Annotated in this window: 16 protein-coding genes; 5 read left to right on the top strand and 11 right to left on the bottom strand. The window is 65.6% G+C overall.

Annotation, left to right across the window (positions count from 1 at the left end; translation table 11 throughout):
• Nucleotides 1-48: 48 nt before the first annotated feature.
• The gene (locus tag IVA79_RS06140; protein ID WP_247550987.1) at nt 49-933 is read right to left on the bottom strand and encodes an IclR family transcriptional regulator; all 885 of its coding nucleotides are present in this window, start codon (nt 931-933) and stop codon (nt 49-51) included.
• Nucleotides 934-1,135: 202 nt separating this feature from the next.
• Between IVA79_RS06140 and IVA79_RS06135 the strand changes: the two genes are divergently transcribed.
• Nucleotides 1,136-1,978 carry a hypothetical protein gene (locus IVA79_RS06135; protein ID WP_247550985.1) on the top strand — a complete coding sequence of 281 codons (843 nt, stop codon included), beginning with the start codon at nt 1,136-1,138 and terminating at the stop codon, nt 1,976-1,978.
• A 101-nt stretch (nt 1,979-2,079) separates the two neighbouring features.
• Here the strand turns inward: IVA79_RS06135 and IVA79_RS06130 are convergent, their stop codons facing one another.
• From IVA79_RS06130 to IVA79_RS06115, 4 genes are all read right to left on the bottom strand, one after another.
• Nucleotides 2,080-3,291: an ABC transporter substrate-binding protein gene (locus IVA79_RS06130; protein WP_247550982.1), complete on the bottom strand. Its 1,212-nt coding sequence runs from the start codon at nt 3,289-3,291 to the stop codon at nt 2,080-2,082.
• A gap of 41 nt (nt 3,292-3,332) precedes the next feature.
• On the bottom strand, nt 3,333-4,184 hold the full coding sequence (locus tag IVA79_RS06125; protein WP_247550980.1) for a fumarylacetoacetate hydrolase family protein: 852 nt from the start codon (nt 4,182-4,184) through the stop codon (nt 3,333-3,335).
• A gap of 24 nt (nt 4,185-4,208) precedes the next feature.
• The gene (locus IVA79_RS06120) at nt 4,209-5,717 is read right to left on the bottom strand and encodes a bifunctional 3-(3-hydroxy-phenyl)propionate/3-hydroxycinnamic acid hydroxylase (protein ID WP_247550978.1); all 1,509 of its coding nucleotides are present in this window, start codon (nt 5,715-5,717) and stop codon (nt 4,209-4,211) included.
• 74 nt (nt 5,718-5,791) lie between these two features.
• On the bottom strand, nt 5,792-6,583 hold the full coding sequence (locus IVA79_RS06115; RefSeq protein WP_247550976.1) for a DNA-binding transcriptional regulator: 792 nt from the start codon (nt 6,581-6,583) through the stop codon (nt 5,792-5,794).
• A 143-nt stretch (nt 6,584-6,726) separates the two neighbouring features.
• Here IVA79_RS06115 and IVA79_RS06110 point away from each other — a divergent pair, with 143 nt between their 5' ends.
• Nucleotides 6,727-7,710 carry a VOC family protein gene (locus tag IVA79_RS06110; protein ID WP_247550974.1) on the top strand — a complete coding sequence of 328 codons (984 nt, stop codon included), beginning with the start codon at nt 6,727-6,729 and terminating at the stop codon, nt 7,708-7,710.
• A 23-nt stretch (nt 7,711-7,733) separates the two neighbouring features.
• On the opposite strand, the gene IVA79_RS06105 is transcribed toward IVA79_RS06110, so the two are convergent.
• Together IVA79_RS06105 and IVA79_RS06100 are read right to left on the bottom strand one after the other, a co-directional pair.
• The gene (locus IVA79_RS06105) at nt 7,734-8,396 is read right to left on the bottom strand and encodes a response regulator transcription factor (RefSeq protein WP_247550972.1); all 663 of its coding nucleotides are present in this window, start codon (nt 8,394-8,396) and stop codon (nt 7,734-7,736) included.
• Nucleotides 8,393-9,775, bottom strand: a complete 1,383-nt coding sequence (locus IVA79_RS06100; protein ID WP_247550970.1) for a HAMP domain-containing sensor histidine kinase — start codon at nt 9,773-9,775, stop codon at nt 8,393-8,395. Before IVA79_RS06100 ends, IVA79_RS06105 begins: the two co-directional genes overlap by 4 nt.
• A 192-nt stretch (nt 9,776-9,967) precedes the next feature.
• Between IVA79_RS06100 and IVA79_RS06095 the strand changes: the two genes are divergently transcribed.
• Nucleotides 9,968-10,852, top strand: coding sequence for a DUF3280 domain-containing protein (locus IVA79_RS06095; protein ID WP_247551435.1), 885 nt, complete (start codon nt 9,968-9,970; stop codon nt 10,850-10,852).
• A gap of 67 nt (nt 10,853-10,919) precedes the next feature.
• Here the strand turns inward: IVA79_RS06095 and IVA79_RS06090 are convergent, their stop codons facing one another.
• Genes IVA79_RS06090 through IVA79_RS06080 form a run of 3 tightly spaced genes read right to left on the bottom strand, consistent with a single transcriptional unit; the run spans nt 10,920 to nt 13,951 of the window.
• A complete protein-coding gene (locus tag IVA79_RS06090) occupies nt 10,920-11,951 on the bottom strand; it encodes an L-idonate 5-dehydrogenase (protein WP_247550968.1) in 1,032 nt (343 codons plus the stop codon).
• A 20-nt stretch (nt 11,952-11,971) separates the two neighbouring features.
• Nucleotides 11,972-12,739 (bottom strand): SDR family oxidoreductase, encoded by a 768-nt coding sequence (locus tag IVA79_RS06085; RefSeq protein ID WP_247550966.1) that lies wholly within the window; start codon nt 12,737-12,739, stop codon nt 11,972-11,974.
• Between the two features lie 12 nt (nt 12,740-12,751).
• Nucleotides 12,752-13,951 carry a mandelate racemase/muconate lactonizing enzyme family protein gene (locus IVA79_RS06080; protein WP_247550964.1) on the bottom strand — a complete coding sequence of 400 codons (1,200 nt, stop codon included), beginning with the start codon at nt 13,949-13,951 and terminating at the stop codon, nt 12,752-12,754.
• A gap of 179 nt (nt 13,952-14,130) precedes the next feature.
• Between IVA79_RS06080 and IVA79_RS06075 the strand changes: the two genes are divergently transcribed.
• Both IVA79_RS06075 and IVA79_RS06070 read left to right on the top strand, forming a co-directional pair.
• Nucleotides 14,131-14,898 carry a GntR family transcriptional regulator gene (locus IVA79_RS06075; RefSeq protein WP_247550961.1) on the top strand — a complete coding sequence of 256 codons (768 nt, stop codon included), beginning with the start codon at nt 14,131-14,133 and terminating at the stop codon, nt 14,896-14,898.
• 24 nt (nt 14,899-14,922) lie between these two features.
• Nucleotides 14,923-16,287, top strand: coding sequence for an MFS transporter (locus tag IVA79_RS06070; protein ID WP_346658147.1), 1,365 nt, complete (start codon nt 14,923-14,925; stop codon nt 16,285-16,287).
• 76 nt (nt 16,288-16,363) lie between these two features.
• On the opposite strand, the gene IVA79_RS06065 is transcribed toward IVA79_RS06070, so the two are convergent.
• Nucleotides 16,364-17,623, bottom strand: a complete 1,260-nt coding sequence (locus tag IVA79_RS06065) for an arsenic transporter (protein ID WP_247550958.1) — start codon at nt 17,621-17,623, stop codon at nt 16,364-16,366.
• Nucleotides 17,624-17,670: the final 47 nt, after the last annotated feature.

The following is a 17,670-nucleotide window of genomic DNA, read 5'->3' as shown; positions in this document are numbered from 1 at the left end:
CCTCCCTTTTGTTGTTGGTCTTCTTGTTGCGCTCAGATCACCTTTCGCTCATGTCCCGGCGCTGATCTTTCTTGTCTTGCGCGCCGGCAGCGCGGGTGCCGTTTGTCCGACGATGGCGCGGATGCTGTCGGCGAGCGCCGCGATCCGCGGTCCGATTTCGCCCTCCAGCTGCCCCGGTTGCAGCCGGAAAGCAGGGATGCCGCAATTGATCGAGAACGACTGCTTCGATTCGCTGGCGTGAAACAGCGGCGCGGCGACCGCATGGATCGAGGCGATGTATTCGCCCCAGCAGGTGCAGAAGCCGCGGCTTTTGCCTTGCGCGATCCCGGCTCGGTATTTGTCACGAAAAGCCGACCATAGCTCGGCGTCTTCGGCGGCGATGTTCCGTTCGAGCCGGTCTGCATCGGCCGGCGGCAACGTCGCTGCCGCGGCGCGTCCCATCGCGGTCATCACCACGGGAATCGGCATGCCGATGTCGGGCACGTGCGGTCCGACATCGCCGGAGCGCGCGGTCTCGACATAGATCATCGAGGTGGCGTCGAGCAGGCCGATCGAGACCGTGCCGCGGACGCTGAGCGCCAGCTCCTGCATCATCGGCCGCGCCATTTGGCGGAATTGCATCCCGGCCAGCAGCGGATGCGCGATCCGCAGCGCCCGCGCACCGACGCGGTACTTGGCCCGTTCGGCGTCGTAGCGGAGGTAGCCGAGCTCGGCCAGCGTGTGGGTCAGGCGCGCGACGGTCGGCCGCGGGATGCCCGTCAGCGTCGACAGTTCCATGTTGCCCAGCAGCGTGCTGCCGGCCTTGAACGCCTCGAGCACGACGAGCCCCTTTGCCAGCGTCGTGGCGAAGGCGGCGTCATCGACACTCTCCGCCAGCACGGCGGCGGCGGAGGAGAGCGGATGTCGCGGCTTGGATGAGTCTGTCCGGGCCATTTCAGACAACGCAGCCACTTCTGTCTAATAGATTTGACCATTAGCGAGAAATTGTCCGCTATGTGGACATTGGTCTGCGCCGAGGTTTCGCTGATGCGCGCACCGGGCTGACCGTACACACAGATTTTTGTCGTGATTACATGCTGACTTGTGACAGGATTATTACGACGATATGTCAGATCGATAATTCTTGGAGCGGTTCATGTTGCAGTGGCAGGCGCGGTCAAATCCCCTCGCATGGTGGTGGGGATCTCTCACGCTCGTGAGCAGCGCCAACATCCTCGTCTGGTTCATGCTGTACCGTGAGTTCTATCCGACGCCGTCGAGCAGCCTCAGCGGCGGCTCGGACATCGGGCTGATGTTCCTGCTGTGCGCCGGCTATGTGTTCGGCTGCGCGTTCCGCTCGGTCCTGCCACGCGCCGACGTGCAGCGCATCTGCCTGTTCGACACCTGGCTGTCGAGCGTGGTCGTCGGCCGGACGGTTGCGACCGTTGCCGAGCTCTGCTTCGTCGCGCAATGGGCCATCATCCTGCACCAGCTGGGTCAAATGACCGGCGCGGAGACCGCGGTGAACATCGCGCTCGTGATCGTGCCGATCATCATCATCGCGGAGTGCTTCTCCTGGTATGCGGTGGTGACCACCAACTTCCTCTACAACGCGATCGAGAATTCGCTCTGGGCGGTGACCTTCTTCCTGGCTGGCATCGCACTGTGCCGCCTGATGCCGGAATTCCAGGGCCCCGTGCGCTGGGCGCTGATCGCGGGCATCGTCGGCATCGCCTGCTTCCTCGCCTTCCTCATCACCGTCGACGTTCCCATGTATTTCAGCCGCTGGCGGGCACGGCACGCCGAGGGCAATAGGTTTCTCGGCTTCCTCGAAGGCCTGCACGATGTGTCGACGCGCTGGGTGGTGACCCACGACATCGCGCATTGGAAGGGCGAGCTGACCTGGATGTTCCTGTATTTCAGCGCCGCGGTGTGGTCGAGTCTTGCGCTCTGCGCGCTCTACGCGATGGAAGGCTATCTGGCGCAGTATCTGGCGTGAGCGCTAGAGCACCGTTCCGATGGGATCGGAGCAGTGCGCTGGATTCTGTGTCTGACGCGCTTTCGTGACGCGAGCCGGTTGCCACCTCGCTCGGAAACGCTCTACTTGCCCACAAGGTCGCACTTGCTGCGGTCGAGCGGGCGGAAGGCCTGATCGGGCGGGATGGTCGCGACCAGCTTGACGAAATCCCAGGGACCTTTGGACTCCTGGGGCGTCTTGACCTGCACCAGGTAGAGGTCGTGCACCATGCGCTGATCCTCCCGGATACGGCCGTTGGTTGTGTAGGCATCCGACACCGCTGTCGCCTTCATCTTGGCCATCACGGTTGCGCTGTCGTCGGAATCTGTGTCCTTCAGGGCTTGCAGATAGTGGCGCACGGCGGAATAGACGCCGGCCTGGATCTGCGAGGGCATCGCTTTCCGCCGCGCGTAGAAGGCGTCGGAGAACTTCCGGGCTGCCGGCGAGACGTCCTCGAAGAAGGAGGTGAGGATGAGGTCGCCACGGGTTGCCTTCAACCCGACCGCCTTGATATCGACGTTCTGGAATGACATCGGCACGATCTTGATACCCTGATCGGTGAGGCCGAACTCCTCGGCCTGCTTGATCGCGGTGGCGTTGTCGCCGGCGACGTTGATGGCCAGGATCTTGGCGCCGGACGACTGCGCCTGCAGCAGGAACGAGCTGAAATCGGGTGTGCCGAGCTGCGCCTTGACGCTGCCCGCGACCTTGCCACCGAGCTCGCCGATGCGGGCGCGCGCGGTCGCTTCGATCGAATGGCCGAAGGCATAATCGCCGGTGATAAAGAACCACGGCTCCCTGCTGGTCTGCATGATGCCTGAGACCACCGCCGTCGCGGTGGAATAGGCGTCCTGGGTCCATTGCACGCTGGTCGGCGCACAGGCCTCATCGGTGAGCTGGTTTGCGCCGGCGCCGGAGACGAGGAAGATTTTTCCGTTGCCGCGGACGAGCTCCTGCACGGCGAGGGCGGCGCCGGAGCTGCCGCCGTCGGCGATTGCCTGGATGCCGTCGCTGAACCATTTGCGGGCGAGCGATGCCGCAAGATCCGGTTTGTTCTGGTGATCGGCCTGCAGGATTTCGATCGGCTTGCCGTTGATGTTGCTGCCGAACTCCTCCGCGGCCATCCGCGCCGCCTCGACCGAGCCCGGGCCCATCGCGGTGGCGAATACGCCGTTCATGTCGGTGAGCACGCCGATGCGGATCGCGTCGCTCTTGATCTCGGCGCGCGCAGACTGGGCTGCGAGCGCCAGCGTGACCAGCAGGATGGCGGCGGATGTCGTGCGGAGCTTGCCCATGGTGTTTCCTGGTTTGTCGTCTTGATTGTTTGAAGGCGCCGTCAGGCCGGTTCGGCAATGACGGGGTTGCGTAAGGTACCGATGCCTGAGATCTCGACCTCGATGGTATCGCCGGGCCGCATCCACAAGGGGGGCGTGCGCTTGGCGCCGACGCCGCCTGGCGTACCCGTCACGACGACGTCGCCGGGGACGAGCGGGCAGATCGTGGAGATGTAGGCGATCAACTCGGGGATGGCGGTGATCAGGAGGTCGGTCGTGGTGTCCTGCACGACGGCCCCGTTCAGGCGCGTCTGCAAGGCGAGCTTTGACGGATCCGGAATTTCGTCCGTCGTCACCAGCCACGGGCCGAAGCTGCCGCTTTCGGCAAATGTCTTGCCGGACAGGAACTGGCTGGTATGCCGCTGCCAGTCGCGGATGCTGCCTTCATTGTAGCAGGAATAGCCCGCGACGTAATCGAGCGCGCGGCTCGCCGGGATGTGCCGGCCTTGCTTGCCGATGACCAGCGCGAGCTCGCCTTCATAGTCAAAGTGGTCGCTGACCTCAGGCTTCACGATCGGCTGGAGATGGCCGACCTGGCTGCAGGCGAAGCGCGCGAACAGCGCCGGCTTCTCAGTGACGGTGCGTCCGGTCTCGGCGACGTGGTCCCGATAGTTGAGGCCGACGCAGATGATCTTGCCGGGATCGGGAATCACGGGGGCGAAGACGATCTTGTCGAGCGGATGATCGGGCGCAGTGGATGCGGCCAGCTTCGCCACTTCTGCGAGGCGACCGGCTTCGAGCAATTGCCGCAGCGTCGTGCAGCCCGTCATCCGCGTGCCGAGATCGACGACACCGTCATCCTTGATGGTGCCGAAGGAGGCGCGACCGTCGGCGATGAAAGAAAGCAGCTTCATGAGATATCCCTGAGAATTGTTCGGTCAGGCCGCGGACGGCACCTGGGCTGGAGGCATGATGGCGGCGATGAGCTGGTCGAGTTCGGTCCCGTTACTGGCAGTGCCGCGCACGTATCGGTCTGGACGAACCAGCGCGGCGGTAATGCCGTGCTTGCGCAGCCAGTCGCCGATGGCTTCCGCGTCATCGTTGGTCAGGACCTTGATTCCTGCCCGTGAAAGAGCGAGAGGCGACGAGAGCATGGCCACACTCTCGGTGAGGAGCACGTGGCTGTAGCCGACCCGGTCGTCGCAGCGGCGGCCGTCCATCAACACGAATTGCGGCGCGAGATGTCCGGCCAGGGGCGACGCGCCGAGCGCGAGCCCGGGGCCGAGCAGGGGCTTCTTCACCTCGAGCTTGACCGGCGCGTTCTCTCTAGCCTCGCCGGCGGCAAGGCCCGCTTCGATCGCCTTGGTGTTGATGACGCCGCCGAGACGGATGGCGAGCTCGATGAATTCGCGCACATGAGGCTGACGCTCGCTCTGATAGGTGTCGAGCAGATCGGGCGGGGCGCCGCCCCGGATGACGCCATCGAGTTTCCAGGCGAGGTTCGCGGCATCGCGGATGCCCGCGCACATCCCCTGGCCGAGGAAGGGCGGGGTCTGGTGTGCGGAGTCGCCCGCGAGCAGCAATCGTCCATTCCGCCATTGCTGTGCGATAGTGGAATGAAAAGTGTAGACCGCGGCACGTTCGATCTCGGCATCCTCGGGCGTGATCCAGCGCGACAGCAGTTCCCAGACCATTGCCGGTTGCGTGATCTCCTGAGAATCTTCGTCCGGAAGAACCGCGATCTCCCAGCGCCGCCGCGTCCCGGTGCCGCGCACGTAGGTTGCGGGCCGCCTGGGATCGCAATGCTGGAGGCTGTAGTCGCCAAGATCATCGCGCGCGCGCTTGAGCAGGACGTCAATCACCAGCCAGCGCTCGTGGAAGCCCAGATCGTCCATGCCGGAGCCGATGAAGCGGCGGACCAGGGAGCGGGCGCCGTCGCAGCCGATCACATAGCCAGCCCTGACGTCAGCGAGCTTTCCGCTGGACAGGTCTTCGTAGCGGACGCGCACGCCGTCTTCGTCCTGATCGAGCGCGAACACATCGCAGCGGTTGCGCAAGGCGACGTGTGGCCAGCGGGAGAGGCCGCCGATCAGGACATCCTCGAGATCCGGCTGATGGAAGCGGTAGCTGAGATGCCAGCCCATCGGGGTCAGCGTCTGCGGACGGGACCAGTCCAGCAGCATGTGGTCGTCGGCATCGAGAAAGAGCATGCCGGGGCTGAGGATGACGAGCGGCAGAATCGCGTCGGCGAGGCCGATGGTCTGGAACACGCGCATGCATTCGTCGTCGAAATGCACCGCCCGCGGCAAATGATAGGTCCGCGCCTCGCGCTCCAGCACCAGCGTGCGAACGCCGCACAGGCCGAGCAGGTTGGCGAGCGTGGCGCCGACCGGGCCGCGGCCGACGATCACGACGTCAAATTCTTCAGGGGCGGATTTATCTTGCATGGGGTATCTCTCCCCAAGCCAAGCCGTCCGTTCAACGCCGCCGCGCCAAGTGTCCGCCCAGCGGACGGATCGGCCTAGCCCTCGACCGGGATGGCCGCAGCCGTCTCCCGAAGCTGTGCTGCAAACTGCGCAATCGCCTCGTCGATCCCCAGCGCCGAGCGAATCCAGATGATCGAGATGCAGCCGAACACGGCCCCGTCCCGCACGATCGGGACCGCGATCGAAGCCGTCTTGGGATTGTACTCGCCCTCGCTGCGGGTCGCGTAGCCCCGCGCCTGCGTCTCGGCGATCACGCGCTCAAGGTAGGATTGGTCGAGGAACGGGCGGTCGTCGACTTCGTCGATGCGGCGCAGATGATTCACGATCAGATCGCGTTCGCGCGCGGGGCAGGCGGCGAGATAGGCGCGGCCGGCGGAGGTGCGCAGCATCGGCAGGCGCTTGCCGATCATGCCCCGGTCAATCGAGAGCGGGCTCCGCGCGTGGGTGGTCTCTTGGACGACCATCGCGGCGTTCTCGTAAGTCGAGAGATCGACCGGCCAGACCAGGGTCTTGCTGAGCTCGGCGAGATAGGGCGCCGCCGCCTGGCAGACCACCACACCGGGATCGTAGCCGTCTCCGAGGCTCAGCGCGCGCCGGGTGACGCGAAAACGGTCGTCGCTGGCGCTGCGGGCGATGTAGCCGAGTTCTTCCAGCGTTTCGAGCAGGCGGTAGACGGTGGGACGGGGCAGGTCGAGTGCGCGGGCGACGTCGCCGGCGCGGATGCCGCCGGAGCGGTTGACCTCTCGCAGCACGTCCAGCCCGCGCTTGAAGGCGCGGACGCCTTCCGACTGCCGCGGCGCTCCCGTCCCCGTCCGCTCCTTGGACACTTCGCATTTCCTCCCTTGTGGCGCACGGTCCCGCGATTATTGTTGCGAACGCGAAGCGATTGCGGAACGCACCGTAGGATCGTGCGCGGTCGGTATCAAGTTCGCCGTATTGCGGTGCACGCGATGCCTTCGGGAGGAATTCGATGGAAATCACCGCACTCGGTTATATCGGAATCAATTCATCGCAGCTCGAACAGTGGGGCCGGATGGCGACGGGACTGCTCGGCATGCAGCAGGTCGATCGCGGCGGCAAGATGCGCGCGTTCCGGATGGACGATCGCAAGCAGCGGCTGATCGTGGACGGCAGCAGCGACGCCGGTCTTGCGGTGATGGGCTGGGAGGTTCCGTCAAGTGCAGAGCTCGATCGCCTCGCCGGGCGGCTGGAGAACCACGGCGTGAAGGTGACGCCTGGATCACGCGCGCTCGCCGACGAACGGCATGTGACCGAGCTGATTTCATTCGCCGATCCCGTGGGCAATCGGCTCGAGGCGTTCTGCAAGCCTGAGCTTGCGGCCGAGCCCTTCAAGCCGGGCCGGCCGATCTCGGGCTTCCGCACCGGTGCGCTTGGGATGGGGCATGTCGTGCTCAATGTGGAGGATGTCGGGCCACTCTTGCCGTTCTACCGCGACGTGCTCGGCTTCCACGTCTCGGATTTCGGACTGAAGCCTTACGGGTTGTACTTTTTTCACGTCAATGGCCGCCACCACAGCTTCGCGATGGTCGGCTCGGGGCGGAAGGCGCTGCATCATTTCATGGTCGAGCTTGGTAGCCTCGACGATATCGGGCAAGGCTACGACCTCGCGCAGATGGACGAGGGCCGTATCGCCTATACGCTGGGCCGGCACACGAACGACCATATGACCTCGTTTTACGTGAACACGCCCTCCGGCTTCTTCATCGAATATGGCTGGGGCGCGCGTGTCATCGATCCCGTGACCTGGCAGCCGCACGAGACGTTTGACGGCCCGTCGCTGTGGGGCCATGAGCGGCTTTACATGACGGGCGAGCAGCGCAAGCGCTTGCGTGACATGCGGCTGGACGCGGCGGCCCGCGGCGTCCGCGTCCCCGATCCACGCGTGCCGCCGCTCAATTGCGCGTGGCTGGACCAGGTGATCGCCCGCGAATAGCCGCGCGCGGGGCCGCCTGACGATCAGGCTTCGCCCAGATCGAGCTGCGTCAACAGTCCCTGGCGCAGCGCGAGGCGAACCAGCTCGATGTCGGAGCCGACGCCGAGCTTGTCCTTGATCAGGGAATGCAGGTTCGCCACCGTCTTCGGGCTGACGTGCAGCGTCTCCGCGATCTCGTCGGTCGTCTTCTCCGCGAGCAGAAGCCGCAGCACCTCGAACTCGCGCGCGGTGAGGACGTCGGCAGCCGAGCTTTCGCCGCCGAGCCGGCTCAACGCCAGCTCGTGGTCGATGTCGGGGCTGATCGCGATCTTGCCGGCGAGCACGTCCATCACCGCGCGCACCAGCGTTTCCGGCGGGCTGGTCTTGGTGACGTAACCCCTGGCGCCGGCGCGGATCGCCTGCACGGCGAAGCCCGCATTCTGATGCATGGTAAAGATGAGGATCCTGGCGCTCTTGTCCCACTGCCTGATCCGCCTGACGGCCTCGATGCCGCCGATGCCGGGCATGCTGAGGTCCATGATGACGAGATCGGGCGCCTCGGATTTGTACAGACGATAGGCTTCCGCGCCGTCGGCGGCTTCAGCGATGACGCGCAGGCCCGGCTGCTTCTGCAGCACGGAGCGATAACCCTCGCGGACGACGGAATGGTCGTCGACCAGCAGGATGGACGCATCGGCCGCGCTCATGCTGCATGCTCCAGCGCCTGCCGGTCGGCGGCGGCGAGCGGAATGACGACGCGCAGCGCCGAGCCGCCGTTGGGGCCGACTTCAAAGTTCATCCGACCACGCAGGGCCGCAACGCGCTCGCGCATGCCGAGCAGGCCCATGCCGGATTTGCTCGAGGCATCGCTCGGCCGGCCGTCGTCGTCGATGGCCAGCGCGATCTCGTTTTCCGCCATCGTCAAATGCACGCCGACCCTGGTGGCGCCGGCGTGCTTGGCGGCGTTGGTGAGTGCCTCCTGCACGATGCGGTAGAGATTGGCGCTGATCGTGGCGGGCAGGGTCTCGAACGCGCCGTCGAACTGGATCATGAAGCGCGTCTCGCCGCGGCTGCGTCCGTTCCAGCCTGCGACGAGGCCTTCCAGGCTCGCAACCAGCCCGAGCTCCTCGACGTCGGGCGGGCGAAGCCGGAACAGCGCGCCGCGCAGCGTCTCCATCATGCCGGTCGCGGTCCGCGCGATGCCGTCGCATTCGCCGAGCAGAGCGGGGCAGTCCTGCGCGGCGGTCTGCCGGGCGGAGGAGGCCAGCGCGCGGATCGCGGCGAGCGACTGGCCGAACTCGTCGTGCAGCTCGCGGGCGAGATGCCGACGCTCGTCGTCCTGCAGCGCGATCAGCTTCCGCGTCAGCTCGCTGCGTTCGGCGAGCGCATTGTCGAGGCTTTCGGCGAGATGGTTGAAGCCGTCGCGGATCGCCGAGAGCTCGGCGAGATCGAACGGCGGCAGCCGCGCCGTGAGGTCGTTGGCCGCGATCCGCTCGAGGCCGGTGCAGATCAGGCGGGTCGGGCGCAGCGCGCGCGCCAGCGCAGCGTAGACGAGCAGGCACAGCAGCGGCAGCGCGATCGCAAGCGCGATCATCAGGCGGCCGGCCTCGTGCCACGCCTCCGCCGTCTGCACAGCCGGATCGACCGACACAACGGTCTCGCCGATCTTGACGCCCCGTACGATCACAGGCCGTGCCGCTTCGCGGCCGGGGTCGAACAGGCTGCGATAGAACGCCGCGAAAGCTTGCGGCGGCGGGCTCGCCGGGGCAGGTGCACCGCTGCAGAACCGCTGCAGCATCTCGCCGCTCGCGCCGCGGAAGGCCAGACACAGGCCGGGCGTCATCACATAGGCTGCGACGGGGTCAAGGTTGGGAAAATCGCGCGGGCCGGCCGCCCACTGGATCTTGCCTTGTTGCAGCTCCAGCGACTTCGCCACGATCGCGGCGATGCCGTCGATGCGCGCGTGCACTGCGCGGTCGGCGGCGATCAGGAAATAGGCGGAGATTGCGGCGAAGCAGGCGGCCGTTATGGCGGCGACGCGCAACGTCAGACGGACCTTGAGATCGAATCTCGGGCGGTTCCACATCGAGGGCACCTGGCGCGAACGGGGTTTGTCGCCTGCGCATTAAACGGCAGAACGCCAGCCGCGGAAAGCGCTACGCTCTACCGCAGTGCAGCGCCGTGAAGTTTTCCCGGCGTTCGCCGGGACGGTCGCCGTTGCAGCGGCTTGGGCTGGCCGCCGAGATTTGCGAACCGCTTCCTGCTGCGAGGCCCGCTCATGCACCTTTTCCGGTTGATCCTCCCTGCATTGCTCCTCGCTGTCCTCGTGGATGTCCGCCCTGCCGGTGCGGGCACCGAGGCGGCAGCGCCGGCGGGCGTGTCGATCGAGGATTTCCAGTATCTGGATACATCAGGCGAGCCGGTCGACCAGACCGCCGCCCACGAGAAGCGGCTTGCAGCCTTCATGGTCGCGCTGCGGCGGGATGTCGGGGCGGACAAGCGCTATCAGCTCACACCCGCCGGACAAGCTGATGCGAAATTCAAGGTCGTCGGCGGTATCCAGAAGACGAGCACACTGGTGCAATGGGCGCGGGTCGCCGTGATCGACACCGCCGCCAGGAAGGTTCTGTCCGAGAAGCTCTACACGTTCCGCGGCGACAACGATGAAGCCTGGGACCGCGCCGAGGCGTTCCTCGCCCGCGAGATCATCGCGGCGCTCGCGCAGCCTGCGCCAGTCGCGCTTGCCGTGTTCGATTTCGAGCTCGAGGACATGACCGCCGCTTCGGGGACCACTCTAGCCGCTTCAGACGCATCGCACCTGGCAGAGGTCACTGCCGGCGTGCGTGACGTCCTCGGCCAATCCGGCCGCTACCGCATCATCGACGTCGGCAGCGCGAGCGGCGAGGCGGTGACGGCGCGAGCGCTACGCGACTGCAGTGGCTGCGAGGCGGCGATCGCGAAAGAGCTGGGGGCCGATCAATCGCTGAGCGGCGTGGTGCGGCGGGTCAGCCGCACCGAATACACGCTCGGATTCCAGCTGCGCGACGCCAGCACCGGCGCGGTGCTGGCGCGCGGCGACAGCGGCCTGCGCATGGGCGCGGACTATTCGTGGAAACGGGGCGCCGTGCGGCTGGTGAGCGACCGGCTGATCGAGAGCCGATAGGTCTTGTTGTGTGCCGGCGGTCTCTTCACCTCTCCCTACGGGAGAGGTGAACCAAGCCGCGTCGCATTCAGAACGTCAGCTGCACCTTCATCGATTGCGAGCGGTCGCTGGCGAGCTCGAAGGCGGCGACCGCGTTCTCGAACGGCATAGTGGCCGTGATCAGCGGCTTGACGTCGATCAGGCCTTCGCCCATCAGCCGCACCGCAAGTTCGAACTCGGGATCGAAGCGGAAGGTGCCGCGGAGCTGCAATTCCTTGGCGACGATCGAGTTGATCGGCAGCGTCATCTCGCCGCCGAGGCCGAGCTGCACCAGGGTCGCACCGGGCCTGAGCACGTCGAGCGCGGTGCGCAGCGCAGCCTGGTTGCCAGAGGCTTCGAACAGCGTGTCGAACACACCCTTGCCGGCACGCCATGGATCGAGCGCTGTGGCATCGCTTGCGACGTTGATGGCGTGACTGGCCCCGAGCTTTTTGGCGACCGCGAGCGGTGCATCGGCGACGTCAGTCACCACGATCTCGGATGCGCCGCCGAAGCGCGCGACCAAGATCATCAGCGCGCCGATCGGGCCGCAGCCGGTGATCAGCACGCGCTTGCCGAGCAGGGGACCGGCCTGCTTGCCGGCATGCAGGCACACCGCGAGCGGCTCGGCGACCGCGGCTTCCGCCAGCGAGAGCTTGTCGGCGATCGGCACCGCCTGCGTGGCGTCAACCGTGATGAATTCACGGAAGCCACCTTGCACATGGGGAAAGCGCATCGCGCTGCCGAGGAAGCGCATGTCGAGGCACTGGTTGCGCATGCCTTCCTGGCAATGCAGGCACGCGCCGCACGGCTTGCTCGGATTGACCGCAACGCGCGTGCCTGTCGTCACGTTGGTGACGCCGTCACCGACGGCAGCGACCACGCCGGCGATCTCATGCCCCAGCGCCATCGGCTGCTGGATCCGCACGACGCCGAAACCGCCATGGTGGTAGTAGTGCAGGTCCGAGCCGCAGATGCCGCCATTGGCGATCTTGACGCGGACCTCGCCCGGGCCGGGCGCCGGATCGGGGTAGCTATCGATCCGCAAATCCTTCGGGGCGTGAATGACGACGGCGCGCATGGCTTGCTCCCTGTTCGCGGTCACATCGCGGCGATCATGCCGCCATCGACATAGATGATCTGGCCGTTGACGTAGGTGGACGCGTCCGAGGCCAGGAAGATCGCGGCACCGACCAGCTCGTCCGGCTTGCCCCAGCGCTTTGAGGGAATGCGGCCCATCAGCCAGTTGTTGAAATCGGTGTTGTTGACCAGCGCCTCGTTCATGTCGGTCAGCATGTAGCCGGGGCCGATGGCGTTGGCCTGGATGCCATGCTGGGCCCATTCCACCGCCATCGAGCGGGTCAGGTTCTTGATGCCGCCCTTGGCCGCGGTGTAAGGCGCAATGGTCGGGCGGGCGAGCTCGCTGCCGAGCGAGCCGATATTGATGATCTTGCCGTGCTTGCGCGGGATCATGCGCTTGGCCGCCTCGCGGCCGATCACGAAGGCGCTGGTGAGGTTGGTCTCGATCACCTTGCGCCATTCGTCGGTGGTGAATTCCACCAGCGGCTTGCGGTGCTGGATGCCAGCATTGTTGACGACGATGTCGACGGCGAGGCCCTTCCTGTCGAAGTCGTTGAACGCGGCGACGATGGCGGGCTCGTCGGTGACGTTGAAGGCGGCGCCTTCGGCCTGATGCCCGGCGGCGCGAAATTCTGCGACGGCCTGCTCGACGCGCTTGGGATCGACGCCGTTGATGATCAGTTTGGCGCCTGCCTTCGCCATGCCTTCGGCGATGGCGCGGCCGAGCCCGCGGGAGGAGCCGGTCACGAGCGCGGTGCGGCCGGAGAGATCGAAGAGGGACGTGCTCATGTCGGAAAGTCCTTATGAGTTGGAGCGGCGCACGATCAGATCGGTGCGGTCGAAGACGGCGGGCAGAAGGTCGACGCCAAGGCCGGGTCCTTCCATCGGGAAGACGTAGCCATCTTTGATCGTCGGCATCGTGGTGACGAGCTCGTTGTACCAGCCTTTGTAGAAGGCGCGCACTGATTCCTGGATCAGCGTGTTGGGCTGGCTGAACGACATGTGGATGGCGGCGATGAAGCCGATCGGCCCGATGCAATCATGCGGCGCGAAGGGACGGTGATAGGTCTCGGCCATCGCGGCGATCTTGCGCCCTTCCGTGAGGCCGCCGGTCCAGCACAGATCGGCCATCACCACGTGCATGGCGTCGCGGTCGAGCATGTCCTTGTAGGGGAAGCGCGAGCCCAGCGTTTCGCTGGCGCAGACCCAGACGTCGGTCGAGCGCGCATATTCGGCGAGCGCCTGCGGCGAGTTCATCCGGATCGGGTCCTCGTACCAGGTCGGCTTGTAGGGCTCGAGCGCGCGTGCGATCTGCTTGGCGGTCGGCAGATTCCACAGCGAATGCAGCTCGACCATGATCTCCATCCTGTCGCCGACGGCTTTCCGGATCTTCTCGAACGGTTCGATCGCCTGCTTCATCTGCGCGGCGGTGATGTAGAGGCCCTTGTTCTCCTGCGCCGCCGGATCGAACGGCCAGATTTTCATCGCGGAGATGCCGCTTTCCAAAAGGTTTTCGGCGAGGGCGTCGGCGCGGTTCATGAAGCCGTCGAGATCTTCGTAAGGGCCCTTGTTGGCGCCGAGATTCCAGTTCGCGACCGGGCTGATATTGGTGGAGCGGACATATTGCGTGCCGGCGCAGGTGTTGTAGATGCGCTGCTTGTCGCGGCAGAGGCCGCCGAGCATCTGGTGCACCGGCTGGCCGCAGACCTTGCCGAACAGGTCCCACAGCGCGATGTCGATCGCGGAGGCCGCGCGATATTCGACGCCGGTGGATGACTGCGCCATCGGCAAGTTCAGCATGTCGCGATGGATCGCTTCGATGTGCAGGGGATTGCGGCCGAGCAGGCGGCCGGCAAAGGTGTCGTGGATCTGCGCCTCGACTGCGCCCGCGCCATAGAAGGTCTCACCGAGCCCGATCACGCCCGCATCGGTATGGACGCGCACCCAGATGACGTTGGAGAACTCCTCGGTGCGCAGGGTTTCGATCGACGTGATTTTCACGGCAATAATCCTCCCATCGGGCCCATAGCGCCCGCATTGTTTGTCATTTCTGCGCCGCCATTGACGGTGCATCTGAGGCAGTCTTACGCCCGCTTGTAATATATCACAATATGTTTTAAGGATATCACAAATAAGGCGCCGCCGCGCGAGGCGAGAGCGCGGGCGGACGGGAGGACGACATGGCACGGCGCAAGCGCGCGCTCGAGGTGGTGAGAAGCGACGACAACGGCGAGGGCAGGCCCTCGCGACGCAACCGCCTCAACTTCTTCGAGCTGGCCTATCAGAAGATCGAGGAGCTCCTGGTCCATTGCGAGCTCAAGCCCGGCCAATTCATGACCATGCTGGAATTGCAGGAGATGACCGGCTTCGGTCGCACGCCGGTGCACCACGCCGTCAATCGTCTTTCCGCCGACACGCTCATCATCATCCGTCCGCGCCACGGTCTGCACATTGCGCCGATCGATCTGGCGCGCGAGCGCATGCTGTTGGCCCTGCGCCGCGACATGGAGCGTTTCGTGATCCGCCTCGCGGCCGATCGCGCCAGCCTCTCGCATCGCAATCAGGCGCTTCACATCGAGCGCCTGCTGCGCGAGCGCCGCGCCAGCCTGACGCTCGACGAATTCAACAGCATCGACCGCCGCATCGACGCGCTGGTGCTGGAGGCGGCTGGCGAGCCGTTCCTGGTGCACACGCTGCGGCCGCTGCACACGCTGTACCGGCGCATCGGCTACATCCATCACCGCTTCATGCCGGGGCAGGCCGATCTGTCCGGCACGATCGATCGCCATCTCGCCATTCTCAACGCGGTGGCCAACCGCCGCGTCGACGACGGCGTAAAGGCGAGCGATGCGCTGATCGACTACATGGGCGAGATGTTCACGGGCATGGAGGTGGGGATCGACCCGCGCCTGCTCGATTGCAGCATCGAGCCGTTGCTTGGGGCGTAAAGAGTTCTTAGGAGAGGACCAGAGATGTCGACGATGGCGATGCCACAACCGACCGCGAGCGAAGCCGCGGTCCGCTACCTCATCACGAACTACAGTCCCAAGGGCAACAAGGTCGGCTGGTTGATGATGGCCTCGATCCTGGTCGAAGCCTGGGACCTCTATTCGATCGCCTTCGTGCTGATCTTCATCAAGGAGCAATTCAATCCCGATCCGCTGATGCTGGGCCTGGCCGCCGCGGGCACGCAGGGCGGCGCCCTGATCGGCGCGCTGCTCGGCGGCTGGCTCTCCGACAAGATCGGCCGCCGCGTCATGTTCCTGGTGACGATGGTGCTGTTCATCGTGCTGGCGCTGGCGCAGGCCTTCGTGCCCGATGTGTTCTGGCTGGTCGTGATCCGCTTCCTGCTCGGCATCCCGCTCGGCTCGGACATCTCGACCGGCTACACCTACATCATGGAATCCATGGCCAAGGGCGAGCGCGAGGTCATGGGCAACCGCTGGCAGTTCATGTTCGCCGTCGGCGAGGTCCTCACCATCGGCGTCATCGTGATCTTCCTGCTGATCGACATGCAGCACGAGATGCTGTGGCGGGTGACGCTCGGCCTCGGCGCGGTGCCTGCGCTGATCATCCTTCTGATGCGCCACGACGTGCCGGAGACGGCGGTGTGGCTGGTGCAAAAGGGGCGTTACCGCGAAGCCAAGCGGGTCGCGCGCGAGATGTTCAACGACAATCTCGACATGCTGCCGGACCGGGACGTCGTGGTTCCCAAAACCAGCACGCGCGCCTTCCTTGCCGACCTCAAGAAGGATCCGATCCGCTGGCGCGCCACGCTGTATGGCTGGATCGCCTGTTTCGCGCAGGCCAGCGAATTCTCGACCTTCGCGTTCTACCTGCCGGTGCTGTTCGTGATGGTCGGCGTGTCGAGCGTGCTCGGCATCAATCTGGTGACGATGGCGCTGTTCTCCTTCGCCGCCCTGTCGGGCTGGGTCGGTCCGCTGCTGACGCCGAAGATCGGCCACCGCGGCATCTCGATCGCGGGCTTCGGAATCGTGCTGGCTGCGCTACTGGTCGCGGCCTTCGCGCTCTACACCGACAACAAGATCCTGCTGCCGTTCGCGGCCGCTGCGATGCTGTGGGGCCATTATTGGGACGCGTCGAACTGCATGACGATCCCGACCATGGTCGCCAAGCCGCAATATCGCGGCACCGCCAGCGGCTTCGCCTACATGTTCGTGAAGCTGCCGTCGTTCCTGGCGATCTTCCTGTTTCCGACGGTGTTCGCCGCGATCGGGCAGGCGAATGCCACGCTGATGGTCGCGATCTTCCCGCTGATCGGATTGCTCGCCGCGATCTTCATCCTGCCGGAAGTCTACGGCTACGAGAACGACTGACGAAGCGCGGGTCCGGTCGCGGCGTCATCGCCGCGATCGGGACCTGCTTGCTTTCGAAAGCCGCCTCCGGCGTCCCTCACCAGATTGCCGCCGCCAGCGCCGCGATCAAGGCGGGCGGCGTCACCAGGAGGCCGAGCTTGAGGAACGGCCAGGCGCCGACCTCGATCTTTTCCCGCCGCAGCGCGACCAGCCAGAGGATGGTGGCGAGCGATCCGGTCACCGACAGATTGGGGCCGAGGTCGACGCCGATCAGGATGGCGCTGACAACAGGGGCGGGCAGATGATCGCTGGCGGCGACCGAGCCGGCGACGAGGCCGACCGGCAGGTTGTTGGCGATGTTGTCGGCGAGCGCGGTGGCAATACCGACGCTCCAGGCAGCTTTCGTTACGGACTGCCCCACTGCCTGATGCAGCAGCGCGCTGAGCTGCGCGATCACGCCTGTTTTCACCAGCGCCTCCACCATGACAAAGAGCCCGCCGACCAGCGGCAGCACGCTCCAGGACACGCCCCGCAGCACCGGCAAGGGCGATTGCCGATTGATGAGCAGCACGGCCGCCGCCGTCGCGGTCCCGCAGACGAACGTCGGCAGGCCCAATTGCAGATCGAGCGCGGAAGCCCAGATCAGCACGATGCCGATGGCGCCGATGCCATAGGCCGTCAACAGACCACCGCGGCCGAGCTTCGGGTGAGGGACCCGCGTCTCGATCGTTTCGTGCTTGAGCTCGCGGTGCAGCGCAAGGCGCAATGCGACGTAGGTGAAGCCGATCGAGGCCAGTGACGGCAGCGCGAACTGACGGAGCCACGTTCCGAGATGCGGCATGTTCTTGCCGAACACCACGAGGTTGGCCGGGTTGGAGATCGGCAGCACGAAGCTCGCGGCATTGGCAATGAAGGCGCAGACGAACAGATAGGGCAGCGGCTTGGCGCCGGCCGCGCGGGTGGCGGCGTAGACGGCCGGCGTCAGCACGATCGCGGTGGCGTCGTTCGAGAGCAGCACCGTCACCAGCGTGCCGACCAGGTAGATCAGCAGAAACAGCCGCTGCGGGGAGCCGCGCGCATGCTCAACCGCAAACGCGGCCAGATAGTCGAACAGGCCCTCGAGCCGCGCGAGCTCGGCGATCAGCATCATGCCGATCAGAAAAAGGTAGACGTCGATGCCTTTCTCGATGCCCGTGAGCGCGTCCCGCCACGGCAGGAAGCTGAGCAGCACCAGGGCGCCAGCGCCGAGCACGGCCCAAATCGCTTCCGGCAGGCGAAAAGGGCGGATGATCACGCCTGCGGTCGCAGTTGCGACGATGCTCCAGGCCCAGATGGCGTCATGCGGTGCGGTCGGCACGTCGATCTCCAAAATCCGCCCTTGACTATCGTGCCCCGGGGGGAACC

Origin of the sequence: Bradyrhizobium sp. 138 (assembly GCF_023074075.1) — a bacterium.
Lineage (GTDB): Bacteria > Pseudomonadota > Alphaproteobacteria > Rhizobiales > Xanthobacteraceae > Bradyrhizobium.
The sequence above is the reverse complement of the archived record's forward strand: the minus strand, read 5'-3'. Positions and strand labels throughout refer to the sequence as shown.

Coding starts and splice junctions, on each gene's coding strand:
- IVA79_RS06075 (WP_247550961.1), top strand. CDS start 14,131: ATGGCACGGCGCAAGCGCGCGCTCGAGGTGGTGAGAAGCGACGACAAC.
- IVA79_RS06140 (WP_247550987.1), bottom strand. CDS start 933: ATGGCCCGGACAGACTCATCCAAGCCGCGACATCCGCTCTCCTCCGCC.
- IVA79_RS06105 (WP_247550972.1), bottom strand. CDS start 8,396: ATGAGCGCGGCCGATGCGTCCATCCTGCTGGTCGACGACCATTCCGTC.
- IVA79_RS06085 (WP_247550966.1), bottom strand. CDS start 12,739: ATGAGCACGTCCCTCTTCGATCTCTCCGGCCGCACCGCGCTCGTGACC.
- IVA79_RS06135 (WP_247550985.1), top strand. CDS start 1,136: ATGTTGCAGTGGCAGGCGCGGTCAAATCCCCTCGCATGGTGGTGGGGA.
- IVA79_RS06070 (WP_346658147.1), top strand. CDS start 14,923: ATGTCGACGATGGCGATGCCACAACCGACCGCGAGCGAAGCCGCGGTC.
- IVA79_RS06110 (WP_247550974.1), top strand. CDS start 6,727: ATGGAAATCACCGCACTCGGTTATATCGGAATCAATTCATCGCAGCTC.
- IVA79_RS06125 (WP_247550980.1), bottom strand. CDS start 4,184: ATGAAGCTGCTTTCTTTCATCGCCGACGGTCGCGCCTCCTTCGGCACC.
- IVA79_RS06130 (WP_247550982.1), bottom strand. CDS start 3,291: ATGGGCAAGCTCCGCACGACATCCGCCGCCATCCTGCTGGTCACGCTG.
- IVA79_RS06095 (WP_247551435.1), top strand. CDS start 9,968: ATGCACCTTTTCCGGTTGATCCTCCCTGCATTGCTCCTCGCTGTCCTC.
- IVA79_RS06090 (WP_247550968.1), bottom strand. CDS start 11,951: ATGCGCGCCGTCGTCATTCACGCCCCGAAGGATTTGCGGATCGATAGC.
- IVA79_RS06120 (WP_247550978.1), bottom strand. CDS start 5,717: ATGCAAGATAAATCCGCCCCTGAAGAATTTGACGTCGTGATCGTCGGC.
- IVA79_RS06100 (WP_247550970.1), bottom strand. CDS start 9,775: ATGTGGAACCGCCCGAGATTCGATCTCAAGGTCCGTCTGACGTTGCGC.